Source organism: Streptomyces sp. NPDC042259, from assembly GCF_055582085.1.
This window is the reverse complement of the sequence record NZ_JBVJDW010000009.1, coordinates 273,815-299,524: the sequence shown is the minus strand read 5'-3', so window position 1 is coordinate 299,524 and position 25,710 is coordinate 273,815. Positions and strand designations below refer to the sequence as shown.

Genomic DNA, 25,710 nt, shown 5'->3' with positions numbered 1-25,710 from the left:
CATTCAGGGGAGGCCCGATGCGGCAGAGCAGAGGCGTGCGGGGGGCGGCCGGCGCCTCGGCCGACGAAACGGCGGGTTCGTCGGCTGGTTCGTCGGCCGACGAGTCGGCTGACGAGCTGGCCGGCGCCTCGGCCGGCGAGTCGGCCGGTGCCGCGCGGACCGGCGGCACGGTCCCGAACGCCAGGAAGTCCGGGCGCCGGGGCCGCCGGGCGAAGAAGCACGCAGCCGGCGCCGGCGCTCGTACGGGTTCCGGGGGCGACGGCCCCCGGGGCGACGGTTCCGGGGACGACGCCACCGGTGGCGAACCCGCCGAAGCCGCTACCGGAGCCGAGGGTGCCGGCAGCGGTGCTGCCGCGTCGTCCCTCCCGGCCGCCGAAAGCGCAGGGCCCGGCCGCAAGGCCACCCGTGCCAAGAAGGCCACCGAAGCCCGCGCGGCCAAGCGCCGCCGTACCGCGCGAATAGCCCGCTGGACCGCGCTCTCCCTCGCGGTCCTCATCCTCGGCGCGGCGACCGCCGGGTACTTCTACTACGAGCACCTCAACGGCAACCTCAAAAAGGGCGACCTCAACCTCGGCGACAAACAGCTCGACCGGAGTGCGGCCAACGCGGCCGGCCAACGCCCCCTGAACATCCTGATCCTGGGCTCCGACAGCCGGAACAGCAAGGAGAACGTCGCGCTCGGCGGCGCCCACGAGGACGTCGGGCGCAAGCCCCTCGCCGACGTCCAGATGCTGGTGCACGTCTCGGCCGACCGCAGCAACATGTCGGTGATCAGCGTGCCGCGCGACACCCGGGTGACGATTCCCAAGTGCACCGACCCGGAAGACGGCACCGTCTACCCGGAGACCGACCGGCAGATCATCAACACCAGTCTGATGAACGGCGGCCCGGGCTGCACGGTCGCCGCCTGGGAGGAGCTGACCGGCATCCCCGTCGACCACTTCATGATGATCGACTTCGCCGGTGTGGTGAGCATGGCCGACGCGGTCGGCGGCGTTCCGGTGTGCGTGGACGCCAATGTGTACGACAAGGACTCCGGACTGCGGCTGACCAAGGGCTCGCACAAGGTCAAGGGCAAGCAGGCCCTGCAGTGGCTGCGCACCCGGCACGGCTTCGAGGACGGCAGCGACATAGGCCGTACCCACGCCCAGCACATCTATATGAACGCCATGGTCCGCCAGCTGAAGTCCGGCACCAAGCTCTCCGACCCCGGTCAGCTCACCGATCTCGCGGAGGCCGCCACCAAGTCGCTCACCGTCGACAAGGACCTCGGTTCGGTCAAGAAGCTCTACGACCTCGGCAACGACATGAAGCGGGTGCCGTCCGAGCGGATCACGATGTCCACCATGCCGTGGCTGCCGGACCCGCTGGACCCGGAAGCGCACGTGATACCCAAGCCGGGCGACGCCGACAAGCTCTTCTCGCTCGTCCGCAACGACATCGCGCTGGACGGCAAGGACAAGAAGTCCGACAAGGGCGGCCCGAAGCCCACGGCGCCGGCCGCGCCGAAGGGCGCCATCGAACTCACCGTGTTCAACGGCACCGGCACCGCCGCCCAGCCGCCGGCCACCCGTCGGGCCTCGGACATCGCCGAGTTCCTCGTGAAGGCGGGTTTCACCAAGGCGATGTCGGACTCCGCTCCGCGCGCGCAGGCGGACACGACCATCACCTACCCGAAGACCGCCGAGCGCCCGGACGCCGAAGCGGTGGCCAAGGCCCTGGGGCTGCCGGAGAGCGCGCTGCGGATGTCGCCGACCGTCGACCGGGTGACGCTGGTCATCGGCGGTGACTGGCGTACGGGCACGAAGTACCCGAAGACGGGCGAAGCCGAGGACAGCGACGCGTCGGCCGAGCCGACGGCCGGTGCGGGGGCGTCGGACGACGCCAAGAACGGTGACGGCGGCAAGAAGGACGGCAAGGGCGACAAGGACGGCGACAACAAGGCACCCAAGAGTTCGGACCCGCTCAGTGGTGACAACACGTCGGCGTGCATGAACGTCAATCCGCTGAATCGTTTCTGAATCGCCTCGCCCAACGGCCGGTTGTGCCGCCTGCGGCGGCGGGGCGCCTCTCGCCTGGCCGGCGGTTCTTCGCCTGCGGGCCGTTGCCGCCTGCGGCGGCGAGCGCCCTGCGGGCGCGTCCTCAATCGCCGGACGGGCTGGAAAATCCAGCCCGTCCGGCGATTGAGGACACAGAACAGCAGCCCGTCCGGCGATTGAGGACAGGCCTAGCCCGCCCGGACGGCCGGGCGACGGCTGGCGATGACCCGTTTGGCCAGCGCACGCGGACTCGTGAGGAAGCCGAATCCCCAGGACATGTGCATCGTCGCGAGGGCCACCGGGATCCGGACGCGGGCGGCCGGCGACAGTCCCTTGCCCGCCGGCAGCGAACCGGCGGTGATCGCCGCCAGGTACCCGGCCGGGACCAGCAGACCCCACGGGGTGACGGTCGCGCCGACCACGATCCCGGCCGCGATGGCGAGCACGGCGGTCGGCGGGGCCAGGTAGCGCATGTTGATCGAGCCCTGGTGGAAGCGGGCGACGACGTGCCGCCAACGCCCGTAGTCCTTGTACTGCTTGGCGAGCGCCCGCACGCTGGGGCGGGGCCGGTAGGAGACCTTGAGTTCCGGGGAGAACCAGATCAGCCCGCCCGCCTCACGGATCCGGAAGTTCAGCTCCCAGTCCTGGGCCCGGATGAACTCCTCGTTGTACCCGCCCTGCTGCTCCAGGGCCTCCCGCCGGAAGACACCCAGATACACGGTTTCCGCCTCGCCGGCCGCGCCTCCCGTGTGGAAGGCCGCGTTGCCCACCCCGATCTTCGAGGTCATGGCGGCGGCGACGGCCCGCTCCCAGTCGTTCTCGCCCTCGGCGTGCATGATGCCGCCGACGTTCTGGGCACCGGTCTCGTCCAGCAGCCGCACGGCGGTCGCGATGTAGTTCGGCGAGAGCATTCCGTGACCGTCGACCCGTACCACGATCGGGTGGCGTGACGCCTTGATCGCGGCGTTGAGGGCGGCGGGGGTGCGGCCGGTCGGGTTCGGCACGGTGTGGACCCGGGCGCGGGGGTGGTTCGCGGTCTCCCGCACCAGGTCGGCGGCGATTTCGTCGGTGCGGTCCGTGGAGGGACCGAGGGCGATCACGACCTCGAGTTCACCGGCGTAGTCCTGTTCCAGGATGTGCCGCACGGAGGTGCGCAGATACCGCTCCTCATTGAGCACCGGCATGATGACGGAAACGGCGGGCGGCTGCTGATCGGGCATGGTTCCTCGGCGGTACGGGGGGTGCCCCCGGCGGACGGCGGATCGTCGGTCACGTTACGCCAATGGGGCACCCGAAAGCGCCCCGCCCGGGTGGCAGGCCCCGCTCGGACGGCGTGGGGCCGCGAACCGACGATCGTATGGGCCTACCGTTTCCCCGGTTCTGCCCAGTCCGTCGCGGAGGTTCGAAGTGACCGCACCGGCCCGCTCCCCCCGCCAGGCCCGCCCCCGCCCGAACCGGCCCCGCCACGGCGCCCCGCGCCGCCCGCGCTGGGGACTGCGGCTGGCCACCGGAGCCGCCGTGGCCGTGCTGGGCACCGGTGGCATCGGACACGCGGTGGTCGCGGGGATCGAGGGCGGCATCGGGCGGGTGGATCCGTTCGGGGGGCTGTCGGACCGGCCGCGGAGCAGCCAGGGCAAGAACATCCTCGTCGTCGGCACGGACGGCCGCGACAAGATCACGGCGGAGGAGCGGACCCGTTACCGGCTGGGCGGCGCGCCCTGTCACTGCACCGACACGGTGATGCTGGTGCACCTTTCCGCCGGGCACGACCGGGCCACCGTGATCAGCCTGCCGCGCGACACCTACGTCGAGATCCCCGAACGCGCCGACGCGCAGGGGCGGATCCGTCCCGCCCATCCGCAGAAGCTCAACGCGGCGTACGCGGAGGGCGGCCCGAGCCTGACCGTCCGGGCGGTGGAACAGCTGACCCGGGTGCACGTCGACCACTACCTGGAGGTCGACTTCGCGAGCTTCATGAAGACGGTCGACGTGCTGGGCGGGGTCCGGGTGTGCACGGTACGGCCGCTCAAGGACGCCTACACCGGTCTCGACCTGCCCGTGGGCCCCAGCGACCTCAACGGCGGGCAGGCGCTCCAGTACGTGCGCTCCCGGCATCTCGACGGAGGCTCCGACCTCGGCCGGATGCAGCGGCAGCAGCGGTTCCTCGCCTCGCTGATCCACAAGGCGGCCGGCGGTGACGGCCTGCTGAACCCGGTGAAGTTCCACGAGGTGTCGACGACGCTGCTCGGCTCGGTGCGCGCCGACCGGGGCTTCGGCAGCGACGAGCTGGTCGGGCTGGCCCAGGGGATGAAGAATCTGACGCCCGCCTCGGCGGAGTTCGCGTCGGTGCCGATCGGCATCGCGAATTTCCCCGTCCCGCGCGTCGGCTCGACGGTGAAGTGGGACGAGGCGGCGGCCCAGAAGATGTTCCAGGCCCTGCGCGAGGACCGGCCGCTGACCGTGCACGCCCCCCGGCGGCCGCAGGACGCGAAGCCGCAGGGCCCGTCGGCGAACCAGCCCGCGACGCCGGTGGACGTGGCCCCCGGGCAGATCCGGGTGCAGGTCCTCAACGGCAGCGGCCGCCCCGGGCTGGGCCGCGAGACCGACCAGGCGCTGCACGCGACGGGCTTCGCCACCACCGGGCTGCCCACGGACGCGCCCGGGCCGCCGGCTCAGCGGACGGTGATCTCCTACGATCCGCGCTGGGACCGTTCGGTCCGCTCGGTCGCGGCGGCGCTGCCGGGCGCGGAGCTGCGCCCGGCGCCGGGGCAGGGCCCGCTGATGAAGGTGACGCTGGGCACGGACTTCAAGGGCGTGCAGCAGGTACGCGCCCAGGACCCGCCCCAGCAGGCCGGTGCCGCACCGACGGCCGTCCGGGGAGACCAGGTGGTCTGCCCGTCCGCCGCGTAGGCCGTAGCCCGGCGGGTCATGTGGGCGGGCGCTGCGACCCGTGGTGTGCGCACCACCGCTGCGCGGCGGTGTCCTCAATCGCCGGACGGGCTGATGGGGCCGGGCTCAGCCCATTCCAGCCCGTCCGGCGTTTGAGGACGCGCCCGCAGGGCGCTCGCCGCCGCCGGGATCAGTCCCCGAAGCCTTCGGCGATCCTCTTCTCGCGCAGCTCCATGATCGCCCGGCGGCGAGCCAACCGGTGCGTGCGCCGGATCTGGGCCTCCTGGTAGCGGCGCTTGTCCTTCTCCGTCTCCGGGACCACCGGCGGAACGCGCCGGGGCTTGCCTTCCTCGTCGACGGCGGCGAAGACCAGGTAGGCGCTGCCGACCTGGGTGGCGGGCGTCGACTCGTTCCAGCGCTCGGCGAGTACCCGCACGCCGACCTCCATGGACGACCGGCCGGTCCAGTTGACCTGGGCCTTCACATGGACGAGGTCACCGACCCGGACCGGTTCGAGAAAGGCCATCTCGTCCATCGAGGCCGTGACGGCGGGGCCGCCGGAGTGCCGCCCGGCGACCGCGCCCGCGGCGTCGTCCACCAGCTTCATGATCACGCCGCCGTGGACGGTGCCCAGCAGATTGGTGTCGCTGCCGGTCATGATGTGGGAGAGCGTCGTGCGGGAAGCGGACGTCGGCTTGCCCGGTATCTCCGCCTCCGGGCTGCGGTCCTGATTGGTCATGTCCACCACTGTATGCGGGCCCGGGGGCACCGGCGGCTTTGCATCAGCTCTGCTACAGCCCGGCCCCGAACCCGTCTCCCCCCTGTAAGGCGGGTCGCCACAGCGGGCACACTCGTGTCATGAGCAATTGGGCCGATGGGCGGACCGACGACCGCCAGGACGGGTACGGAAACGGCGCCGCGAACGCCGAGCCGGAAGGCGCGCGTGCCATGCCGCGGATCCGGCGCACCGCCCCGCCCCCGCAGCGCCGCCCCGCCGAGCCGGCCCCCGGGCCCGGCTACGCGCGGGCCCCGGGCGGCGGCCACGGTGTGCCGGGCCAGGGCGGCGGGTACGGCGAGGGCGCGGCCCACGCGGCCGGCGGCCCGGGCGACGGTTACAACACGGGCCAGGTCTACGGCCGTGGCGGCCCGTCCGGCCCCGGCGGACACCGGCACGGCCCCACCGGCGGCGGTCCGGGCGGCGGCCCGGGCGGCCGTCGCCCGCACGGTTCGCGGGCCGGCGCCCCGGACTGGCGCAAGCGCGTCAAGATCGGCGGTATCGCGTTCGTCGCGGCGCTGCTGACCGTTTCGGTGGGCACGTACTTCTGGGCCGACTCCAAGGTGCGCCGCGAGGTCGACCTCGGTCAGGTCAAGGACCGTCCGGCGGCGGGCGAGGGCACCAATTACCTGATCGTCGGCTCCGACAGCCGCGAGGGCCTCTCGGACGGAGACAAGAAGGAACTGCACACCGGGTCGGCGGAGGGCAAGCGCACCGACTCGATGATGATCGTGCACACGGGCGACAACGGCACGACGATGCTGAGCCTGCCGCGTGACTCCTACGTCACCATCCCCGCCTTCAAGGGGAAGGAGTCCGGCAAGAGCTTCCCCGCCGCCACGCACAAGCTGAACCAGGCGTACGCGGACGGCGGCCCGGAGCTGCTGGCGCAGACCATCGAGTTCAACACGGGCCTGCGCATCGACCACTACGCGGAGATCGGCTTCGGCGGCTTCCGCAATCTGGTGGACGCGCTGGGCGGCGTGGAGATGTGCCTGGACAAGCCGCTGAAGGACCGGGACTCGGGTGCGGACTTCAAGGCGGGCTGCCAGGAGCTGAGCGGCGCCCAGTCGCTGGCCTTCGTGCGCCAGCGCCACCAGGAGGCGGACCAGGACCTGGGCCGGATGCGCAATCAGCAGAAGTTCCTGAACACCCTGGCCAACCAGGCGGCCTCGCCCTCGACGATCCTCAATCCGTTCCGCCTCTACCCCGTCATCGGCTCCGGTCTCGACACGCTCATCGTCGACAAGGACATGGAGCTGTGGGACCTCGCCTCGATGTTCTGGGCGATGAAGGGCGCCACGGGCGGTGACGGCAAGCAGATGACCGTGCCGATCGCGAGCGCGAACTACCCGACCCGCACGGACGGTGTCGCGGTGAAGTGGGACACGGCGAAGGCCAAGCAGCTCTTCGACCAGCTCAAGAAGGACCAGAAGGTCACCGTCTCCGACAAGTGAGCGCGGGCATGACGGCAGGGCCCGTGGCCGGTGACCGGCCACGGGCCCTGCCGTGTTCCCCTGCGGGCGGCGGTGCCTTAGGGGGACGCGGGCCCCGCCGCGTCGATGACCGCGAAGGTGCCGCCCTGCGGGTCCCGCACGATGGCCATCCGCCCGGCCACCATGTCGAAGGGCGGGACGAGCACGCTGCCGCCGCCCCGGGTCAGGGCGTCGACGGTGCTGTCGGTGTCGTCGACGGCGAAGTAGCACAGCCAGTGCGAGGGCGTGCCGGGCGGCAGCTTGTCCAGCCCCTGGGTGCCGCCGACGGCCCGGCCCTCGACCTGGAGCGCCGAGTAGTCCTCCGCTCCTTCCATGGGGAGCGTCTCGATGCCGAGCGCGGCGGAGTAGAAGGCGGCGGCGGCCTGTGGGTCGCTGGTGTTCAGCTCGTTCCAGATCAGCGCCCCGGGCTCGTTGACGACCTGCGCGCCGGGGAAGTCCCGGGCCTGCCAGAGCCCGAAGATCGCCCCCGTGGGGTCGGCGACGACCGACATCCGGCCGAGCGTGAGCACGTCCATGCCCGGCATCACCACGGTGCCGCCGTTGTCGGCGATCCTCTTCTCGACGGCGTCCACGTCGGAGGCGGCAAGGTAGGTGGTCCACACGGTCGGCGGGGTCGGCTGGTCGGGGTCGGGTGACATCGAGGTCATGATGCCGGCCACGGGTTTCCCGTTCAGGGTGCAGACCGCGTACCCACCGGTCTCCGGCGGCCCGATCTCGCCCTGCCACCCGAGCACGTCGCGGTAGAAGTCGAGCGCCGCCTGCTGGTCGGGGACCATGAGGTCGACCCAGCAGGGGGTGCCGGGCTTGTACGGAGCGGTTACCTCGGGCATGTCATGAGCCTCCAGGGCAGTACGACCCCCACCGCCCCCACCTTCGGCGCCCCGGCCCGATACCGCCACCGGCGTTCACCCGTACGCGCGACGGCCCCCGGCGGACTGCCGGGGGCCGTCGCGGCGGGCGCCCGAAGGGTTACTTCGGCAGGTTGCGCGCCATGACGATGCGCTGGACCTGGTTCGTGCCTTCGTAAATCTGCGTGATCTTGGCGTCGCGCATCATGCGCTCGACCGGGTAGTCACGGGTGTAGCCGTAGCCGCCGAGGAGCTGGACGGCGTCGGTGGTGACCTCCATCGCCACGTCCGAGGCGAAGCACTTGGCGGCCGCGCCCTGGAAGGTGAGGTCGCTGTCGCCGCGCTCGGACTTGGCGGCGGCCGCGTACGTCAGCTGGCGGGCGGCCTCGATCTTCATGGCCATGTCGGCGAGCATGAACTGGATGCCCTGGAAGTCGCCGATCGGCTTGCCGAACTGCTTGCGCTCCTGGACGTAGCCCTTGGCGTAGTCGAGGGCGCCCTGGGCGATGCCGAGGGCCTGGGCGGCGATGGTGATACGGGTGTGGTCGAGGGTCTTCATCGCCGTGGCGAATCCGGTGCCCTCCTCGCCGATCATGCGGTCGGCGGGGATCCGGACGTTGTCGAGGTAGACCTCGCGCGTCGGGGAGCCCTTGATGCCGAGCTTGCGCTCCGGGGCGCCGAAGGAGACGCCCTCGTCGGACTTCTCGACGACGAACGCGGAGATGCCCTTGGAACGCTTCTCGGGGTCGGTGACGGCCATCACCGTGTAGTACTCGCTGACGCCCGCGTTGGTGATCCAGCGCTTGACGCCGTTGAGGACCCAGAAGTCGCCGTCGCGCACGGCCTTGGTCTTCATGCCGGCCGCGTCCGAGCCCGCGTCGGGCTCGGAGAGGGCGTACGAGAACATGCCGTCGCCCTTGGCGAGCGGGCTCAGGTAGCGCTTCTTCAGCTCCTCGGAGCCGGACAGCACGACCGGCAGCGAGCCGAGCTTGTTGACCGCCGGGATCAGCGAGGAGGACGCGCACACCCGGGCGACCTCCTCGATGACGAGGACGGTGGCGAGCGCGTCGGCGCCGGCGCCGCCGTACTCCTCGGGCACGTGGATCGCGTGCAGGTCGGAGGCGACCAGCGCGTCGAGCGCCTCCTGCGGGAAGCGGCCCTCCTCATCCACCTCGGCGGCGAACGGCGCGATCTTCGCCTCGGCGAGCGAGCGCACGACCTTACGGAGCTCGTCGTGCTCCTCGGACGGCCGGTACAGGTCGAAGTCCTTTGATCCCGCCAAGGTGGATTCACTCCCCAAAGAGTTAACTACCGTTTAGTAACCCGATTCTAGGGGCGGCCCCCCGCACGGGGATACGTGAGCTTGCCGACAGCGCCCGGGCGGCGCCGGGATCTCCCCGGGACCTTCCCGCTCCGGGCCCCGACTATGCTCGGCGCACAGTCCAGCCCGCCAGCACATGGAGCGCACGCATGGCCCCCAAGATCACCGTGATCGGCACCGGCTACCTCGGTGCCACCCACGCCGCGGCCATGGCCGAGCTCGGGTTCGAGGTGCTCGGCCTGGACGTGGTGCCCGAGAAGATCGAGATGCTCGGGCGCGGCAAGGTGCCGATGTACGAGCCGGGGCTGGAGGAACTGCTCCGCCGGCACGTCGCCGGGATCGAGGGATCGACCGGCCGGCTGCGCTTCACCATGTCGTGGGAGGAGGCCGGCGAGTTCGGCGACGTCCACTTCGTCTGCGTGAACACCCCGCAGAAGCACGGTGAGTACGCGTGCGACATGAGTTACGTCGAGAGCGCCTTCGACGCCCTGGCCCCGCATCTGCGCCGCCCGGCGCTGGTCGTCGGCAAGTCCACCGTCCCGGTCGGCAGCGCGGCCCGGCTCGCGGCCCGCCTCACCGAACTGGCCCCGGCGGGCGCGGACGTCGAGCTGGCCTGGAACCCGGAGTTCCTGCGCGAGGGCTACGCCGTCCAGGACACCCTGCACCCGGACCGCATTGTGGTGGGCGTCGCCGGTGAGCGCGGCGAGAAGCTGCTGCGCGAGGTGTACGCGAAGCCGATCGGCGAGGGGTCGCCGTTCGTCGTCGCCGATTATCCGACGGCCGAGCTGGTCAAGACGGCCGCCAACTCCTTCCTCGCCACGAAGATCTCCTTCATCAACGCCATGGCCGAGGTCTGCGAGGCCGCCGACGGCGATGTGGCCAAGCTGGCGGAGGCGATCGGCCACGACGAGCGGATCGGGAAGAAGTTCCTGCGGGCCGGCATCGGCTTCGGCGGCGGCTGCCTGCCCAAGGACATCCGCGCCTTCATGGCCCGCGCCGGGGAGCTGGGCGCCGACCAGGCGCTGACGTTCCTCCGCGAGGTCGACTCCATCAACATGCGTCGCCGCGGCCACATGGTGGAGCTGGCCCGCGAGACGGTGGGCGGCGGCTTCCTCGGGCAGCGGGTCGCGGTGCTCGGCGCCACGTTCAAGCCGGACTCCGACGACGTCCGCGACTCCCCCGCGCTGAACGTCGCCGGACAGATCCACCTGCAGGGCGGCCAGGTCACCGTCTACGACCCCAAGGGCATGGACAACGCCCGCCGCCTCTTCCCGACCCTCGGCTACGCGCCGACCGCCCTGGAGGCGTGCCAGGGGGCGCACGTGGTGCTGCACCTCACGGAGTGGGGCGAGTTCCGCGAGCTGGACCCGGCGGCGCTGGGCGAGGTCGTGTCGGAGCGGCGGATCCTGGACGGGCGCAACGCGCTGGACGCCGGCGCTTGGCGTTCCGCCGGCTGGACCTACCGGGCCATGGGCCGGCCTCGGGCCTGAGCGGGCCGCTCAAAGATCTGTCCTCAATCGCCGGACGGGCTGGATTTTCCAGCCTGTCCGGCGATCGAGGGCGCCCTGACCTCAGCCGTCCAGCTGGTCGATCGTCGCGATCGACGGGCCCCGCACCGTCTGGAGCCGGCGGGCCACGTCCTCCGCCGCCCTCAGGACCCGTACCGCGTTCTGCCAGGTCAGCTTCGCCAGGTCGGTGTCGGACCAGCCGCGGTGCAGCAGTTCCGCGATCAGGTTGGGGTAGCCGGCCACGTCCGCGAGGTCCGCCGGGGTGAACGCCGTGCCGTCGAAGTCGCCGCCGATGCCGATGTGGTCGATGCCCGCGACCTCGCGCATGTGGTCGAGGTGGTCGGCGACCGTCGCCGCCGTGGCGACCGGGCGCGGATTCGCGGCCTCGAAGGCGCGGTGCACGGCCATCGCGGCGGGGGACGTGTCGAGGTGGTGCAGACCGTTGGCGCGCATGTTCTCGTCCGCCCGGCGGGTCCACTCGACGGCGGCGGGCAGGACGAACTTCGGCACGAAGGTCACCATCGCCACGCCCCCGTTCGCGGCGAGCGAGCCGAGCACGTCGTCGGGGACGTTGCGCGGGTGGTCGCAGACGGCGCGCGCCGAGGAGTGCGAGAAGACCACCGGCGCGTCGGTGACCCGCAGCGCGTCCCGCATCGTGTCGGCCGAGACGTGCGAGAGGTCGACCAGCATGCCGAGGCGGTTCATCTCGCGGACGACCTCCTCGCCGAAGCGGGTCAGACCGTTCGCCACGGGCTCGTCGGTCGCGGAGTCCGCCCACGGGACGTTGTCGTTGTGGGTCAGCGTCATATAGCGGACACCGAGGCGGTGCAGGGCGCGCAGGGTGGCCAGGGAGCAGTTGATGCTGTGCCCGCCCTCGGCGCCCATCAGGGAGGCGATGCGGCCCTCGGCGCGGGCGGCCTCCATGTCGTCGGCGGTGAGCGCGAGCCGCAGCTCCTTGGGGTAACGATTCACCAGCCGCCGCACGACGTCGATCTGTTCGAGCGTCGCGCTGACCGCCTCGTCGCCGGCCATGTCCGTGCGGACGTACACGGACCAGAACTGGGCCCCGACGCCGCCCGCCCGCAGCCGGGGCAGGTCGGTGTGCAGGCCGGTGCCGCTCTGGTCGGTGGCGATGTCACGCCGGTCCAGGTCGTAGCGGACCTGCTCGCGCAGGGCCCAGGGGAGGTCGTTGTGGCCGTCGACGACGGGGTGCGCGGCGAGCAGCTCGTGGGCGCGGGCGAGGTGACCGGCGGCCGGGGTGGCGCTCATGGTCACTTCCCGAACCCGAAGCGGGCGTTGCCCATGGCCTTGGCGCGCAGCCGCTTGCCCTTCTCGGTGGCCTGCTCGTTCAGCTCGTCCTGGAAGTGCCGCATCCGGGCCATCAGCTCGGTGTCGTGGGCGGCGAGCATCCGGACGGCGAGCAGCCCCGCGTTGCGGGCGCCCGCGACGGAGACGGTGGCGACGGGCACGCCGGCGGGCATCTGCACGATGGAGAGCAGGGAGTCCATGCCGTCGAGGTACTTCAGCGGCACGGGCACGCCGATGACCGGCAGTGGGGTGACGGACGCCAGCATGCCGGGCAGGTGGGCCGCGCCGCCCGCGCCCGCGATGACCGCCTTCAGCCCGCGGCCCGCGGCACCCTCGCCGTACGCGATCATCTCGCGCGGCATCCGGTGCGCGGAGACCACGTCGACCTCGTAGGGGACCTCGAACTCGTCCAGGGCCTGGGCGGCGGCCTCCATGACGGACCAGTCGGAGTCCGAGCCCATGACGATGCCGATAACAGGAGCAGTCATTCCGTGATCGTTCCTCGCAGGTATCCGGCGGCGTGGGCGGCGCGCTCGCGCACCTCCGCCAGGTCGTCGCCGTAAGTGTTGACGTGTCCGACCTTGCGACCGGGCTTGACGTCCTTGCCGTACATGTGGATCTTCAACCCGGGATCGCGTGCCATGCAATGGAGGTACGCGGAATACATGTCCGGATAGTCGCCGCCGAGCACATTGGCCATGACGGTCCACTTGGCGCGCGGGCGCGGGTCGCCGAGCGGCAGGTCCAGCACCGCCCGCACATGGTTGGCGAATTGCGAGGTGACCGCGCCGTCCTGGGTCCAGTGGCCGGAGTTGTGCGGGCGCATCGCCAGCTCGTTGACGAGCACCTCGTGGGAGCCGTCGGCGTTGCGGATCTCGAAGAGTTCCACGGCGAGGTGTCCGACCACGCCCAGCTCCGCGGCCACCTTGAGGGCGAGCCGCTGCGCGTGGGCGGACAGCTCGGGGGAGAGATCGGGCGCGGGCGCGATGACGGTGTCGCAGACGCCGTCGACCTGGATGGACTCCACGACCGGGTAGGAGACGGCCTGGCCGTGCGGGGAGCGGACGACGTTGGCGGCCAGCTCGCGGGTGAAGGCGACCTTCTCCTCCGCGAGGACGGGCACGCCGGCCCGGAAGGGCTCGCTCGCGTCCTCCACGCCGCGGACGATCCACACCCCCTTGCCGTCGTAGCCGCCGCGCACCGTCTTGAGCACGACGGGGAACCCGTCGCCCTCCGCCGCGAACCGCGCCACGTCGGCGGGGTCCTCGACGATGCGGTGCCGGGGACACGGCACTCCGATCTCCATGAGCTTGGCCCGCATCACGCCCTTGTCCTGGGCGTGGACCAGCGCGTCGGGCCCGGGGCGGACGGGAATGCCGTCCGCCTCCAGGGCCCGTAGGTGCTCGGTGGGGACGTGCTCGTGATCGAAGGTGATCACGTCACAGCCTTGTGCGAAAGCACGAAGGGTGTCCAGGTCGCGGTAGTCGCCGATGACGACTTCCCCGACCGCCTGGGCCGCCGAGTCCTGCGGGGTCTCGCTGAGCAGCTTGAACTTGATGCCGAGGGGGATGCCCGCCTCGTGGGTCATACGGGCGAGCTGGCCGCCGCCGACCATGCCGACTACCGGGAACGTCACGCTCCCAGAGTATCCGTACGGACGATCCGTGCCGACCGCCCCTGGAGGATCGTCCAAGAGCCGGGGTGCCCCGGCCGGGGCCGTAAGGGGGGTGCGTTCGCCGGCCGTTCACCGGGCTCCAGGGTTGCCGGCGGGCCCCGCTGGTTAGCATGAAGGCTGCCCTCTGCCCAGTTTCGCCCAGCAACGGAGCCTGACGATCCCTATGAGTCAACGGTCCGCAGTGCGTGCCCGGCTGGAGCGACTGGCCCGCGAGGTCGCGAAGTTCGGGGCGGTGGGTGCCGTCGGCTTCGTGGTGAACTTCATCGTCTTCAACATCTGCCGGCACGGCCTCGATCTCGCGGTGGTCCGCTCGGGCGTCATAGCGACCGGTGTGGCGATCGGCACCAACTACGTGGGCAACCGCTACTGGACCTACCGGGCCGGCGACAGGAACCGGCGCAGCCGTGAGCTGACGCTGTTCCTGCTGTTCAGCGGCGTGGGGCTGGTGATCGAGAACGGCATTCTGGCGCTCTCGCACTACGGCTTCGGGCTGACCTCGCCGCTGGCGGACAACATCGCCAAGAACGTCGTCGGCCTCGGCCTCGGCACGGTCTTCCGCTTCTGGTCCTACCGCACCTGGGTGTTCCGGGCACTGCCCGCCCGTGTGGCCGTGGAGACTGCTGAATCGTTCCTGGACAACCGGCCGCAGCGGGCCGGCGCCGGCGAAACGGGCCGGTAGGACCGGCCCGCGGCGGCGAGCGCCCCGCGGGCGCGTCCTCAGGCGTCGGGCGGGCCCGTTTCCGGCTGCCAGTCCCCGTGGTCGCCCGCCTCCCGGCTCAGGAACAGCGCGAAGACCGGCGGATACGGCTGGAGGAGTTCGAGCCGCCCGCCGTCCGCCTCCGCCAGGTCCCGGGCGACGGCCAGCCCCAGGCCCGTGGAGTTCCGGCCGCTGACGGTCCGCTCGAAGACCCGCGATCCGAGGTCCGGCGACACCCCGGGGCCCTCGTCGGTGACCTCCACCACCGCCTGGTTGCCGGTGACGCGGGTGCGCAGGGCGACCGTGCCGTCCCCGTGCATCAGCGAGTTCTCGATGAGGGTGGCGAGCACCTGGGCGACCGCCCCGGGCGTGCCGACGGCCCGCAGTCCCTGCTTGCCGGAGCGGACCAGGGCCCGGCCCTCGCTGCGGGTGGCGGGCCGCCATTCCTCGAGCTGCTGCTTGATGACCTCGTCGAGGTCGAAGGTCACCGCCGAGCCCGACTGCGGGTCGCGGGAATTGGTCAGCAGCCGCTGGACGACGTCGGTGAGCCGCTCCACCTGGGTGAGGGCGATGGTCGCCTCGTCCTTCACCGTCTCGGGGTCGTCGGTCAGCGTGATCTCCTCCAGCCGCATCGACAGCGCGGTCAGCGGCGTACGGAGCTGGTGCGAGGCGTCGGCGGCGAGCCGCCGCTCGGCGGTGAGCATCCGGGCGATCCGCTCCGCGCTGGCGTCCAGGACGTCCGCGACCCGGTCCAGCTCGGGCACCCCGTAGCGGCGGTGGCGGGGGCGGGGGTCGCCGGAGCCCAGCCGCTCGGCCGTCTCGGCGAGGTCGGTCAGCGGCGCGGTGAGCCGGTTCGCCTGGCGCACGGCGAGGAAGACGGCCGCGATCACGGCCAGCAGCGCCACCGTGAGGATCACCATCAGGGTGCGGCCCAGCTCCTTGCTGACCGCCGAGCGGGACTCCTCGACCCGGACGGTCTCGCCCTGCTCGCCCCGCTCCGTGGAGGCGATGACATCGCCCCCGGGGCGCTCGCCGATCTCGATGGGGGCCCGGCCGGGGATGTCGACCCGCGCGTACCGGTCGGGGGTGATCTGCTCGCGCAGCACCCCCGACTCCACGCGCTCGCCGCCGATCAGCCGGCTGTCGAGGATGCTCACCAGCCGGACGGCCTCGGACTGCACGCTCTCCCGCGCGCTGCTCTCGATCGTGCGGGTCTCGACGATGACGAGCGAGATCCCGAACACGGCGATCACGACGAGCACGACGGCGAGGGTGGAGTTGATCAGTCGGCGGCGCACGGTGCCCTCCGGGCGGGGTGGTACGAAGACGGCCCGGCGGAGGCCGGTCAGCTCTTTTCGAAGCGGAAGCCGACGCCTCGGACGGTGGCGATGTAGCGCGGGTTCGCGGCGTCGTCCCCGAGCTTCTTGCGCAGCCAGGAGATGTGCATGTCGAGCGTCTTGGTGGACGACCACCAGGTGGTGTCCCACACCTCGCGCATCAGCTGGTCACGGGTGACGACCCGGCCCGCGTCGCGGACGAGCACCCGCAGCAGATCGAACTCCTTCGCGGTGAGCTGGAGTTCGTCGTCGCCCATCCAGGCGCGGTGCGACTCGACGTCGATCCGCACGCCGTGGGTGGTGGGCGGCTGCTGCGCGGCCTCGACCGTGCCGCGCCGCAGCAGGGCCCGCACCCGGGCGAGCAGCTCGGCCAGCCGGAAGGGCTTGGTGACGTAGTCGTCGGCACCGGCGTCCAGGCCGACCACGGTGTCGACCTCGTCGGCGCGGGCGGTGAGCACGAGCACGGGGAAGCCGTGACCCTCGGTGCGCAGCCGCCGGCAGACCTCCAGGCCGTCCATGCCCGGCAGGCCGAGGTCGAGAACGAGGAGGTCCACCCCTCCCTGGAGGCCGGCGTCCAGCGCCGTGGGGCCGTCTTCACGCACCTCCACCTCGTACCCCTCGCGGCGCAGCGCGCGTGCGAGCGGCTCCGAGATCGAAGCGTCATCCTCGGCGAGCAGTACTCGGGTCATGGAGTGATGGTAGTCCGCTGGACCGCATGTCAGGAGGGGGATGGGGCTACCTGCGGCAACACCGCCGCCGGCCGGTCTGGACCATTGAATGTGGGCAAACAGTTCCACAGTCGCCTGTGATCCATGTCTCAACTCCTTCCTTTTCCGGGCAGGGTCTGACGTATGGTGACGGGAAGTCTGTAGCACTACCGGGGGCCTTCGGCATGTCCAACACGCCGGGGGTCCCTGTTGTGCACAGGGCTGGTCCACCAGCCCCGTCACAGAGAATGACCTGAAGGCCGGGTCCGCCGCGCGAAGGTGCGCGGGGGCGTGGATCCCGGTGCACGGCTGTCCTGCCGATCTCCTCTACAGAGGTGCGTCGAACCCCTGGGGCGTGGGGACGGGCAGTGCGGTGCCCGGTGCCGGCCAAACCCCCACCCGGGCGCGCAACAGCTCCACGCGCGTCCCGAGCACTCAAGGACTGACCATGGCGTCCAGCCTGACGAAGGGCACAGCCGAGCAGGAGAAGACCTCTCCGGGCTCCGGCAAGACGTTCTTCGGCCACCCCCGCGGCCTGGCCCCCCTCTTCATGACGGAGATGTGGGAGCGCTTCAGCTATTACGGAATGCGCGCCCTTCTCGTCGTCTACCTGATCGCCGGCGGCCCGGACGCCAAGCCCGACAGCCAGGGCGGCGGTCTGGCGATGCCCGAGGCCAACGCGGTGGCGATCTACTCCGTCTACGTGGCGATGGTCTACCTGCTCGCCATGCCCGGCGGCTGGTTCGGCGACCGCGTCTGGGGTCCGCGCAAGACCGTCACCATCGCGGCCGCCACCATCATGGTCGGCCACCTGGCACTGGCGATCCCCGGCAAGCCCCCGTTCTTCGTGGGTCTGGCGCTCGTCGCGCTCGGTTCCGGTTTGCTGAAGGCCAACATCTCCACGATGGTCGGCCACCTCTACGACGGCCCGCAGGACCCGCGCCGCGACGGTGGCTTCACCGTCTTCTACATGGGCATCAACCTCGGCGCCTTCTTCTCCCCGCTGGTCATCGGCACCGTCGGCCAGAAGTACAACTGGCACCTGGGCTTCACCATCGCCGCCGTCGGCATGGCGATCGGCCTGGCGTTCTTCCTCTGGGGCACCCGACACCTGGACGCGAAGAGCAGCGTCGTCCCGAAGCCGCTGACGGCGGCCGAGAAGAAGTCGACGCTCACCAAGGGCCTGGTCTGGCTCGCCGTCGCGGCCGCCTTCTACGGCGTCGTCGGTGGCACCGGTCACTTCACGCTCAACTGGGCGCTGATCCCGATCACCCTCGCCGGTCTGATCATCCCGGTCACCGTCCTGGCCCGCATCAAGCGCGACAAGGAACTCTCGGCGACCGAGCAGACCAAGGTCAGCGGCTACATCTGGTTCTTCGTCGCCGCCGCCGTGTTCTGGATGATCTTCGACCAGGCGGGCTCGACGATGTCGACCTTCGCCGAGAAGAAGACCGCGGACAACGTCTTCGGGATCGAGTTCCCCTCCACCTGGTTCCAGTCGGTCAACCCGCTGTGGGTCATGGCGCTGGCCCCGGTCTTCGCCTGGCTGTGGATGTGGCTCGCCCGCCGCGACCGCGAGCCGAGCACCACGGTGAAGTTCGCGATGGCCATGGTCGTCATCGGTGCCTCGTTCTTCGTCTTCGCCGTCCCGATGGCGATGGCCGGTGACGGCACCAAGGTCAGCCCGATGTGGCTGCTGTCGATCTACATGATCCAGACGATGGGCGAGCTGTGCCTCTCCCCGGTGGGTCTGTCGCTCACCACCAAGATGGCGCCGCAGAAGTACGCGAGCCAGATGATGGGCGTGTGGTTCCTCGCCGTGACCGCCGGTGACTGCACCACGGGTCTGCTGTCCATCGCGGGCGTGGACCTCAACGGCACCGGCATGATCCTGCTGCAGGCGACGCTGGCGGCCCTCGCCGGTTTCGCGGTGTGGATGTACCGCAAGAAGATCGAAGCCCTGATGGGCGACGTGCGGTAAACCCCAGAAGGCTGTGACAGGGCCCCGGCGCGGATCTCCGCGCCGGGGCCCTTCGCGTGCGACCGCGTCTCAGCGACGCGGCCGGCGTCCGGGGACGAAGGTGAGGACAGCCCCGCCGAGGAGGACGAGCGTCCCGGCGGCGAGGGCGAGCGCCTTCAGAGGGCCACTCGCACCGGTCGAGGCGAGACCGCCGCTGCCGTTGCCGCTGCCGCTCGTGGTGCCGCTCGTGGTGCCGCCGGTGGTGCCGCTTGTGGATCCGCCGGTGGCGGTGGTGCCGGTACCTCCGGTGGTTCCGGTAGTTCCGGTTGTTCCTGTCGTACCCGTGGTGCCTGTCGTACCCGTGGAACCCGTGGTGCCGGTGGTGCCGCCGGGCTGTTGCTTGGTCTCCACTACGAGGGACACGCCGGGGTCCTTGGCCGGAGTGCAGACGGTGATGGTGCCGAGGGCCTTGATCGTGAGGACACCGGGGGTGAGGGTCGCCTTGCCGTCGGCGCCGGGCTTGTACGTGCCCTTGAGGTCGGGGATGACGATGGGCTCGTTGGTCTTGATCGGCCCCTTGTTGGGCTCGCCGACGACCTCGACCTTGCCCTTGTCGGCGCCGCCGACGGTGACCGCCATGGACGGGAAGACGGACTTCGCGGGAATCTCGGCGGGGCTGTTCATGACGGACTTGGCGAACTTCACGGTCAGATCGAAGCTGCCGCCCTTGCGGAGGGCGTTGATCTGGACGGGCGAGGTGGCGTTCTTGTCACCGATGGGCGACTTGCACCGGTAGTCGACGTTCACCTCCTTGCCCGTGAGGGGCCCGTCACCGGGGTCGCCTCCACCGGTGGTACCTCCGGAGGTGGTCGTCCCGCCGGTGGTGCCGCCGGTCGTGGTCGTACCACCGGTTGTCGTCGTGCCACCGCTGGTGTCGGACGAGCCGCTCGTCACCTTGATCGTGGCGGCGGGCTTCACCGCTTCCTTCGGTGAGCACTTGGTGTCGGTGGACAGCGGCTTGCTGACGTTGATCGCGTAGGCGCCGGGGGTGAGTGTCACCTCGCCCGCCTTCGTCAGCTTCACCTTCGCCTTCATGTCGGGCAGGAGCATGGCGCTGTTCTTGGGGATGGGCGGGTTCTGCCGCGGTCCCTCCACGGCCAGCTCACCGGTCTGCGCGCCGCCGAGGGATATCTTCCCGGTCGGTTTGACGGTGTCCTTGTCCAGATCGAGGATGTCGGGGTTCTTGGCGGCGGCCTGGACCGTCTTCCACACGATCTCGATCTCGTCGCCGACCTTCGCCGTCGCCGGGGCGGTGATGTCCGCCCGCGTGGTGCCCTGCACGGGCGGCAGCTGCGAGATCGGGGGCGGTACGCACTCGGTCGCGTACGACACCTCGGCGGCCTGCACAGGCCCCGCGGCCAGCAGCGTCCCCGCACCCCCCAGCATCAGCGCGAGCCCTGCCGCGCGTGCTCTCCGTCGCGTACTCACGTCGTTCCCTCCGTCGGTCTGTCGTCGGATGGTGCGGAAACCTGTGGCTGCGCCCCCGCGGCGAACCACGGGAGGCCCGTGCGGGCGGCACTGCCCGTACCGCCACCGGGCCCCGTGCCGGGAGCGGGGACTTCACCCGCGCTGACGCCCGGGCCTCCGGCGCCGGTGCCCGTGCCGGGAGCGGGGACCTCACCCGCGTTGCCCCCCGGTGCGCTGCCACCGGCACCAGGCCCCGGCACGGCACCCGAGCCCGTGGCGGGGCAGAAGTCGGGCCCGGGGCCCGGGGCGGCGGCAGTGGTCGTGCCCGCGTCCCGGGCGGCGTTGCCGCTCGGGTGGGCCCGCGTGGCGGCGGCAGGGCCGGGAAGCGTCCCCCCGCCGGGGTCGCGGCCCGCCCCTGGGCGGGGGCTCCCGGCGACGGCAAGGTCGGGGCCCGTGGCCGGGCCGAGGGGCGCGTCCGCTCCCGGGCCGGGGCCCACGGCCCCGGGCGCCCTCGCCGGTGGGCGGGACGGGGCCCGGGACCAGCCCCGGGGTGCCCGTACCAACCGGTGGCGGCGGGCCGCCGTCGCCTTCGCCGCCGCCATCGCCGCTCGGAAGACCGCCGCCGGGACGACCACGCACAGCAGGGCCCAGAACAGCGTCACGCCCCACGGCCGGGGGACGTTCCACGGCTGCTCGACCAGCAGTCTGCCGCCGTATTCGAGTGAGACGACGTAGTCGCCGTGGGCCCCGGCCGCCAGTTCCACGTCCAGCGCGACCCGCGCCTTCGCCCCGGCGGCGACCGTGCCGCGCCAGCGTTGTTCCTCCCAGGCCGGGGCCAGCACGCCGTGCGCGGTGCCGACGCGGAAGACCGGGTTCCGGGCCGGGGTGGGGCCGAGGTTGCCGACGGTGACGACGAGTTCGCGCCGTGGGGGTGCGCCGAACCAGGTCAGCAGTGTGCTCGAGCCCTCCAGACGGGCTCCGAGCACGCTCAGCCGCTCCCGGCCGGTCTGCGGGGGCAGCGGCTCGACGGGGTGGCCCGCGACGCGGAAGGGGGCGTCGGCGGCGGCCCGCTCCCCCGTGACGGTCGTGACGTGCACGACGCACGGGCACGGCTTGGGCGGCTCGACGACGGGGATCTTCCGGGCGAACCGGCCGTCGTCGCCGACGCGGACGGTCCGGCCGTCCGCGTTGGCGCAGTCGTTGGTGCCGCCCGTCATGTTCCGCCCGCACAGCAGCAGCGTGAGGAGGTCCCCCGGCCGCCACCCCGTGCCGGTCACGGTGACGCTGCCGCCCTTGCCCGCCTCGGGGCGGTCCACGGCTGCCGTGGGGCCCTCCGCCGCCGCCCGGCCGGCCGACGGCGGCACGAACGCGGTCGAGGCGAGCAGCGCGGCCGCCAGCGCCCCGGACCACCACGGGCGGCGGCTCACGCCGGGCCTCCCGCGCCGGGACGGCGACGGCGGCGCACGAGGCGCCGGCCGACGACGACCGCGACCGCCGCCCCGAGCCCGGCCAGGGCGGTCGGTACGAGCCACGGCAGCGGGGTGTACGAGCCGGAGGCGGTGGCCCGTGCGGCGCCCGGGGCCTGTGCGGTGATCCGGACCTCGACCGGGTCCACCCGTGGGGCGTCCGGCCACTTCTCCGTCAACCGGACGGCGCTGCCCGGCGCCAGCGCTGCGGGGACGTCGCGCGCGGCGCGGTTGAGCACCTCGCCGAAGTGGCCCTTCGCGCGGATCGTCAGGCGCGGGGCGAGGGTGGTGTTGCCGCGGTTGACCAGGGCGTACCGGATCACCGCGGTGCCGCCCGTGCCGCTGATCCGCACGTTTTCGACCGACAGGGCGGGCAGCGCGGTGCCGCTCACGCGCACCGCCATCGGTACCCGGGCCCGGAGGCCGTCCCCGGTGGCGACGACCGCCGCGTGGTGGTCGCCGGGCCCGGTGCCGGCCGGGACCGTGACGGTGAGCGGCACATCGGCGCGGGTGCGCGGCGGGACCCGCACCCGCCGCGTGGCGAGGGCGATCCACGGGCCGGTGCCGCGCAGTGCCACCGTGCGGGCCCGGTCGCCGGGGTTGACGACCGTGAGCCGGTCCTCGATCACCGTGCCCGGGCCGCCCTCCAGGAAGAAGGAGGAACGGTCCTCCGCGCCCGGCCCCCGGGAGCCGCCCGGCGCGGGCGCCGCCGACCAGGGCGGGGCGTCCGCCGTGGCGGGCGCGGCGGACAGCGCGCACAGCGCGGCGACGACGGCGGCGGGGACGACGGCACGGCCGAACGTGCGGAGACGGCGGAGACGGCAGGTACTGCGGGTGCGGGTGGTCCGGGACGGCATCGGCGGCTCCCTGCGGACGCGGTCGGGCCTCGTGGCCGCGCTACCGGGCGGAGCCGGTGCGCTGACGCCGGGTCAGCCAGAGGGTGCCGGCGATTCCGGCGAGGAGCACGGTGCCGCCGAGGGTGCCGAGGGCGACGGCGGAATCCGCCGGTCCGGTCCGTGGCAGCTCACCGCCGCCGGTGGAGCCCGGGGAACCGCCCGTGCCCCCCGTACCGCCCGTCCCACCGCTCGTACCGTCGGAGCCGCCCGGGCCCTTCACGTCGAGGGTCAGCGACGGCTTGGGGGCGTTGGCGGGCGTGCACGTGGTCGTCGTGCCCAGCGCGGCGATCGTGAGGGTGCCGGCGGTGAAGGTGACCTTGCCGCTCTTCTTCGGGGTGTACGTGCCCGACAAGTCGCTGATCTTTATGGGGGTGTTGGCCGGAACCGGCGCGTCGTTGGGGGGCCCGGCGACGGCCACCGTCCCGTTCTCCGCACCGCCGAGCTTGATGAGCGCGCTCGGCTTCATCGCGCCCTTGCCGAGTTCGACGGGGCTGGAGGAGACGCCCTTCTGGAAGGACATGGTGAGTCGGTAGGCCGAGCCGCTCGCCACTCCCTTGATGTCGATGGGCGATACGGCGCTCTTGTCCCCGATCGGCGTCTTGCACTGGTAGTTGACGTCGATCGTCTCGGCGTGCGCGGCCGGGGCGAGCAGCAGCGCCGACCCGCCGGCGAGGGCCGTGGCCAGGGTCAGCGCGGCGGCGCGGCGCGCGGGGGCATGGCGGATGGGCCGTCGGGGGTGGCGCTGGGGGTGGGACACCTCGTTCCCCTCTCGTCCGGTGCCGTACCGAAAATCACTGACGACACATCAGATCGGGCGCCGACAGTACGCCGGGGACCGTGCCGAGGGAAGACGCAGAACACGCCGCCGTGGTGCCCGGCGGCGCGTGCGGTGGTGCACCGGCCCGGCCCCTGGGGCCGGGGAGAAGCGGAAGGAGCAGGTCAGCCGGGCAGGGGGACCGGCCGGCCCGTGGTCACGCGGGTGCGGCCAGCTCGGCCCACACCGTCTTGCCGTTGCCCCCCTCGTTGCGGACGACGCCCCAGTCCAGGCAGAGCCGCTCCACGATGAACATGCCGTGGCCGCCGGGGCGGCCCGCGCGGTGCGGGTTGCGGGGGGTGGGCGTACCGCTGCCGAGGTCGACGACCTCAAGCCGCAGCACCTTGCCCGCGAAGGCCACCCGCAGTTCGTCGGGGCCGTTCGCATGCAGACAGGCGTTGGTGACCAGCTCGGAGACGACGAGCAGGACGTCCTCGGCGGCGGCCCGGTGATCGGCGGAGGCCGCGGGGAGCCAGCCCCAGTCGTACAGCGCCTGCCGGGTGAAGTCGCGGGACCGCGGCACGGCACCGCTGACTCCCACCAGGTGGAGCCTGCGGACCTGCCCGCTCGGCCGGGGCGGACCGGCCGAGGCAGCGCCGTCCGCCTCCGGACCGCGGTCGCCCGGCGGCGGGTACGGCCGGGTGGTGCTCATCAGCGCTTCACCTCACCGATTCACCGATTGAGAAAAGTTGGATACCTGGCACATTGAAATGGATTCAGCAGACTCCTGCCCGACCGGACCGTGAGAACACCCACTTTCTTCGGCGCGGTTCCCGTGACTCGGACAACGCGTGAGGAGCACCACAGGTAGCGGGCCGAAGTGGACGGGCCGAACGGGGCCGGGCCGGACCGGAGGATCAGCCGGAGAGCGCCGCGTCGACCGTGTCGTGCACGGCGAAGACGGCCTCGGCCCCGGTGATCTCGAAGACCCTGGCGACCACCGGCTGCATGGCGGCCAAATGGATGGCGCCACCGACGGCCTCGGCCTTGAGCCGGGCCCCGAGCAGCACGTTCAAGCCGGTGGAGTCACAGAACGCCAGTTCGGAGCAGTCCACGATCACCCGGACCCCGGCCTCCTCGGCGCACGCCTCAAGGGGCTCGCGCAGCAATTCGGCCGTATGGTGATCGAGCTCACCCGCAGGTCTGACGATCGCGCTCGCCCCCTGCCGCCGGACCTCTACATTCAGCCGGCCTCTGCTCGCACTGCCGACCATCCCGCGGTCCATGCGCGTCCCTTCTCGGTGTGCTGCGTGCTGTTGCTGTACCTGCGTGGCGCTGCGAGAAGAGTACGCCTTCGATACGCAGGCCGGAAGCCGAACATCCGGCATTTTCGTATATAAACGGACAACGTGGACTTGCCATGTGGAGGTGAAGACCGGTAGGGCTAGATAGGTACATCCACCACGGACGGCTTTGGAGGCGCCGCACACCGCAGCAAGAGGTCACGGCATCGGCAGCCATACGCCGAGAATGATGGAGGACCCCCATGTCACCCCTGCTCGACGAACCGCGCACCGAATCTTCTCGGGAGACCGCCTCGTCGACAACCCCGCCCGAGCAGATCGAGCCCGAAAATCTCGGTCTCCCCACGATCCCGCCCCACGGCGAGATCGGAGCGGTCGACGCGCGGGCGCTGTCCAAGACGCTCTTCGCGCGCCTGGAGTCGCTCGAAGAGGGCACTCACGAGTACTCCTACGTGCGCAACACCCTGGTCGAGCTGAACCTCGCCCTGGTGAAGTTCGCCGCCTCCCGGTTCCGCTCCCGCAGCGAGCCGATGGAGGACATCATCCAGGTCGGCACGATCGGCCTGATCAAGGCCATCGACCGGTTCGAACTGAGCCGCGGCGTCGAGTTCCCGACCTTCGCGATGCCGACGATCATCGGTGAGATCAAGCGCTTCTTCCGCGACACCAGCTGGTCGGTCCGCGTCCCGCGCCGGCTCCAGGAGCTGCGCATCGACCTGGCCAAGGCCGGGGACGAGATGGCGCAGCAGCTCGACCGCGCACCCACCGTCGGCGAGCTGGCCGAGCGGCTCGGCCTCACCCGCGAGGAGGTCGTCGAGGGCATGGCCGCGAGCAACGCCTACACCGCGACCTCGCTGGACGCCCAGGCCGACGAGGACGACACCGAGGGCGCGCTGTCGGACCGCATCGGCTACGAGGACCACGGGCTCGAAGGCATCGAGTACGTCGAGTCGCTCAAGCCCCTGATCGCCGAGCTGCGCCCGCGCGACCGGCAGATCCTCTCCCTGCGCTTCGTGGCGAACATGACGCAGTCGGAGATCGGGGAAGAACTCGGGATCTCCCAGATGCACGTCTCACGTCTGCTGGGGCGGACGCTGGGGCGCCTCCGCAAGGGGCTGCTGACGGAGGATTAGCCTCCGGTTCCACCCCTCCCCCATCGCCGCGCGCCGCCCGGATCTCCCGGGCGGCGCGCGGCGTTTGGGGTGCGCGTGCCCCGCAAACGACCGTGTCACTCCCCTGTGTGATCATCAAGCGTCTTGAGTG

The 25,710-nt window shown here is 71.8% G+C and carries 22 protein-coding genes; 7 read left to right on the top strand and 15 right to left on the bottom strand.

The genetic code is table 11. The features are described 5' to 3' along the window. Positions 1-17: 17 nt before the first annotated feature. On the top strand, positions 18-2,021 hold the full coding sequence (locus ACZ6MA_RS24210) for an LCP family protein (RefSeq protein ID WP_469436013.1): 2,004 nt from the start codon (positions 18-20) through the stop codon (positions 2,019-2,021). Between the two features lie 206 nt (positions 2,022-2,227). Here ACZ6MA_RS24210 and ACZ6MA_RS24205 read toward each other — a convergent pair whose 3' ends face one another. Beyond that, positions 2,228-3,259: a glycosyltransferase family 2 protein gene (locus tag ACZ6MA_RS24205; RefSeq protein WP_469436012.1), complete on the bottom strand. Its 1,032-nt coding sequence runs from the start codon at positions 3,257-3,259 to the stop codon at positions 2,228-2,230. A 187-nt stretch (positions 3,260-3,446) separates the two neighbouring features. Between ACZ6MA_RS24205 and ACZ6MA_RS24200 the strand changes: the two genes are divergently transcribed. Next, on the top strand, positions 3,447-4,949 hold the full coding sequence (locus tag ACZ6MA_RS24200; RefSeq protein ID WP_469436011.1) for an LCP family protein: 1,503 nt from the start codon (positions 3,447-3,449) through the stop codon (positions 4,947-4,949). Between the two features lie 169 nt (positions 4,950-5,118). On the opposite strand, the gene ACZ6MA_RS24195 is transcribed toward ACZ6MA_RS24200, so the two are convergent. After that, on the bottom strand, positions 5,119-5,667 hold the full coding sequence (locus ACZ6MA_RS24195; RefSeq protein WP_469436010.1) for an acyl-CoA thioesterase: 549 nt from the start codon (positions 5,665-5,667) through the stop codon (positions 5,119-5,121). A 119-nt stretch (positions 5,668-5,786) separates the two neighbouring features. Here ACZ6MA_RS24195 and ACZ6MA_RS24190 point away from each other — a divergent pair, with 119 nt between their 5' ends. Continuing rightward, a complete protein-coding gene (locus tag ACZ6MA_RS24190; RefSeq protein WP_469436009.1) occupies positions 5,787-7,160 on the top strand; it encodes an LCP family protein in 1,374 nt (457 codons plus the stop codon). Positions 7,161-7,237: 77 nt separating this feature from the next. On the opposite strand, the gene ACZ6MA_RS24185 is transcribed toward ACZ6MA_RS24190, so the two are convergent. Together ACZ6MA_RS24185 and ACZ6MA_RS24180 are read right to left on the bottom strand one after the other, a co-directional pair. Continuing rightward, a complete protein-coding gene (locus ACZ6MA_RS24185; protein ID WP_469436008.1) occupies positions 7,238-8,029 on the bottom strand; it encodes a VOC family protein in 792 nt (263 codons plus the stop codon). 139 nt (positions 8,030-8,168) lie between these two features. Continuing rightward, a complete protein-coding gene (locus tag ACZ6MA_RS24180) occupies positions 8,169-9,329 on the bottom strand; it encodes an acyl-CoA dehydrogenase (protein WP_469436007.1) in 1,161 nt (386 codons plus the stop codon). A gap of 188 nt (positions 9,330-9,517) precedes the next feature. Between ACZ6MA_RS24180 and ACZ6MA_RS24175 the strand changes: the two genes are divergently transcribed. Then, positions 9,518-10,858, top strand: a complete 1,341-nt coding sequence (locus ACZ6MA_RS24175; RefSeq protein WP_469436006.1) for a UDP-glucose dehydrogenase family protein — start codon at positions 9,518-9,520, stop codon at positions 10,856-10,858. 81 nt (positions 10,859-10,939) lie between these two features. Here ACZ6MA_RS24175 and ACZ6MA_RS24170 read toward each other — a convergent pair whose 3' ends face one another. The 3 genes from ACZ6MA_RS24170 to ACZ6MA_RS24160 are packed head-to-tail and all read right to left on the bottom strand — an operon-like array spanning position 10,940 to position 13,820. Further along, on the bottom strand, positions 10,940-12,145 hold the full coding sequence (locus tag ACZ6MA_RS24170) for a dipeptidase (RefSeq protein WP_469436005.1): 1,206 nt from the start codon (positions 12,143-12,145) through the stop codon (positions 10,940-10,942). 2 nt (positions 12,146-12,147) lie between these two features. Next, complete coding sequence (gene purE, locus ACZ6MA_RS24165) at positions 12,148-12,672, bottom strand: 5-(carboxyamino)imidazole ribonucleotide mutase (RefSeq protein ID WP_469436004.1); 525 nt, start codon at positions 12,670-12,672, stop codon at positions 12,148-12,150. Next, positions 12,669-13,820, bottom strand: a complete 1,152-nt coding sequence (locus tag ACZ6MA_RS24160) for a 5-(carboxyamino)imidazole ribonucleotide synthase (protein WP_469436003.1) — start codon at positions 13,818-13,820, stop codon at positions 12,669-12,671. The genes purE and ACZ6MA_RS24160 overlap by 4 nt, the downstream gene beginning before the upstream one ends. Positions 13,821-14,022: 202 nt before the next feature. On the opposite strand from ACZ6MA_RS24160, the gene ACZ6MA_RS24155 reads away from it, so the two are divergent. Further along, positions 14,023-14,538 (top strand): GtrA family protein, encoded by a 516-nt coding sequence (locus ACZ6MA_RS24155; protein WP_469436002.1) that lies wholly within the window; start codon positions 14,023-14,025, stop codon positions 14,536-14,538. A gap of 38 nt (positions 14,539-14,576) precedes the next feature. On the opposite strand, the gene ACZ6MA_RS24150 is transcribed toward ACZ6MA_RS24155, so the two are convergent. Together ACZ6MA_RS24150 and ACZ6MA_RS24145 are read right to left on the bottom strand one after the other, a co-directional pair. Further along, entirely contained in the window at positions 14,577-15,854 is a 1,278-nt protein-coding gene (locus tag ACZ6MA_RS24150; protein WP_469436001.1) for an ATP-binding protein, read from the bottom strand. Between the two features lie 47 nt (positions 15,855-15,901). Then, a complete protein-coding gene (locus ACZ6MA_RS24145; protein ID WP_469139750.1) occupies positions 15,902-16,582 on the bottom strand; it encodes a response regulator transcription factor in 681 nt (226 codons plus the stop codon). 466 nt (positions 16,583-17,048) lie between these two features. Between ACZ6MA_RS24145 and ACZ6MA_RS24140 the strand changes: the two genes are divergently transcribed. After that, positions 17,049-18,581 (top strand): peptide MFS transporter, encoded by a 1,533-nt coding sequence (locus ACZ6MA_RS24140; RefSeq protein WP_469436000.1) that lies wholly within the window; start codon positions 17,049-17,051, stop codon positions 18,579-18,581. A gap of 69 nt (positions 18,582-18,650) precedes the next feature. Here the strand turns inward: ACZ6MA_RS24140 and ACZ6MA_RS24135 are convergent, their stop codons facing one another. From ACZ6MA_RS24135 to ACZ6MA_RS24110, 6 genes are all read right to left on the bottom strand, one after another. Further along, complete coding sequence (locus ACZ6MA_RS24135) at positions 18,651-20,006, bottom strand: hypothetical protein (RefSeq protein ID WP_469436046.1); 1,356 nt, start codon at positions 20,004-20,006, stop codon at positions 18,651-18,653. A gap of 38 nt (positions 20,007-20,044) precedes the next feature. Then, entirely contained in the window at positions 20,045-21,454 is a 1,410-nt protein-coding gene (locus tag ACZ6MA_RS24130) for a hypothetical protein (protein WP_469435999.1), read from the bottom strand. After that, a complete protein-coding gene (locus tag ACZ6MA_RS24125) occupies positions 21,451-22,350 on the bottom strand; it encodes a COG1470 family protein (protein WP_469435998.1) in 900 nt (299 codons plus the stop codon). Before ACZ6MA_RS24125 ends, ACZ6MA_RS24130 begins: the two co-directional genes overlap by 4 nt. 40 nt (positions 22,351-22,390) lie before the next feature. Then, positions 22,391-23,146: a peptidase gene (locus tag ACZ6MA_RS24120; protein WP_469435997.1), complete on the bottom strand. Its 756-nt coding sequence runs from the start codon at positions 23,144-23,146 to the stop codon at positions 22,391-22,393. A gap of 214 nt (positions 23,147-23,360) precedes the next feature. Beyond that, positions 23,361-23,855, bottom strand: a complete 495-nt coding sequence (locus tag ACZ6MA_RS24115; RefSeq protein WP_398048827.1) for an ATP-binding protein — start codon at positions 23,853-23,855, stop codon at positions 23,361-23,363. 205 nt (positions 23,856-24,060) lie between these two features. Then, positions 24,061-24,429, bottom strand: coding sequence for an STAS domain-containing protein (locus tag ACZ6MA_RS24110; protein ID WP_469435996.1), 369 nt, complete (start codon positions 24,427-24,429; stop codon positions 24,061-24,063). 260 nt (positions 24,430-24,689) lie between these two features. On the opposite strand from ACZ6MA_RS24110, the gene ACZ6MA_RS24105 reads away from it, so the two are divergent. Further along, a complete protein-coding gene (locus ACZ6MA_RS24105; RefSeq protein WP_469435995.1) occupies positions 24,690-25,580 on the top strand; it encodes an RNA polymerase sigma factor SigF in 891 nt (296 codons plus the stop codon). Positions 25,581-25,710 lie beyond the last annotated feature (130 nt).

Excerpts from the sequence above, each read along its gene's own strand:
- ACZ6MA_RS24210 (WP_469436013.1), top strand. The coding sequence starts at position 18 with ATGCGGCAGAGCAGAGGCGTGCGGGGGGCGGCCGGCGCCTCGGCCGAC.
- ACZ6MA_RS24205 (WP_469436012.1), bottom strand. The coding sequence starts at position 3,259 with ATGCCCGATCAGCAGCCGCCCGCCGTTTCCGTCATCATGCCGGTGCTC.
- ACZ6MA_RS24195 (WP_469436010.1), bottom strand. The coding sequence starts at position 5,667 with ATGACCAATCAGGACCGCAGCCCGGAGGCGGAGATACCGGGCAAGCCG.
- ACZ6MA_RS24190 (WP_469436009.1), top strand. The coding sequence starts at position 5,787 with ATGAGCAATTGGGCCGATGGGCGGACCGACGACCGCCAGGACGGGTAC.
- ACZ6MA_RS24185 (WP_469436008.1), bottom strand. The coding sequence starts at position 8,029 with ATGCCCGAGGTAACCGCTCCGTACAAGCCCGGCACCCCCTGCTGGGTC.
- ACZ6MA_RS24175 (WP_469436006.1), top strand. The coding sequence starts at position 9,518 with ATGGCCCCCAAGATCACCGTGATCGGCACCGGCTACCTCGGTGCCACC.
- ACZ6MA_RS24170 (WP_469436005.1), bottom strand. The coding sequence starts at position 12,145 with ATGAGCGCCACCCCGGCCGCCGGTCACCTCGCCCGCGCCCACGAGCTG.
- purE (WP_469436004.1), bottom strand. The coding sequence starts at position 12,672 with ATGACTGCTCCTGTTATCGGCATCGTCATGGGCTCGGACTCCGACTGG.
- ACZ6MA_RS24155 (WP_469436002.1), top strand. The coding sequence starts at position 14,023 with ATGAGTCAACGGTCCGCAGTGCGTGCCCGGCTGGAGCGACTGGCCCGC.
- ACZ6MA_RS24145 (WP_469139750.1), bottom strand. The coding sequence starts at position 16,582 with ATGACCCGAGTACTGCTCGCCGAGGATGACGCTTCGATCTCGGAGCCG.
- ACZ6MA_RS24140 (WP_469436000.1), top strand. The coding sequence starts at position 17,049 with ATGGCGTCCAGCCTGACGAAGGGCACAGCCGAGCAGGAGAAGACCTCT.
- ACZ6MA_RS24135 (WP_469436046.1), bottom strand. The coding sequence starts at position 20,006 with ATGCTGGGGGGTGCGGGGACGCTGCTGGCCGCGGGGCCTGTGCAGGCC.
- ACZ6MA_RS24125 (WP_469435998.1), bottom strand. The coding sequence starts at position 22,350 with ATGCCGTCCCGGACCACCCGCACCCGCAGTACCTGCCGTCTCCGCCGT.
- ACZ6MA_RS24115 (WP_398048827.1), bottom strand. The coding sequence starts at position 23,855 with ATGAGCACCACCCGGCCGTACCCGCCGCCGGGCGACCGCGGTCCGGAG.
- ACZ6MA_RS24110 (WP_469435996.1), bottom strand. The coding sequence starts at position 24,429 with ATGGACCGCGGGATGGTCGGCAGTGCGAGCAGAGGCCGGCTGAATGTA.
- ACZ6MA_RS24105 (WP_469435995.1), top strand. The coding sequence starts at position 24,690 with ATGTCACCCCTGCTCGACGAACCGCGCACCGAATCTTCTCGGGAGACC.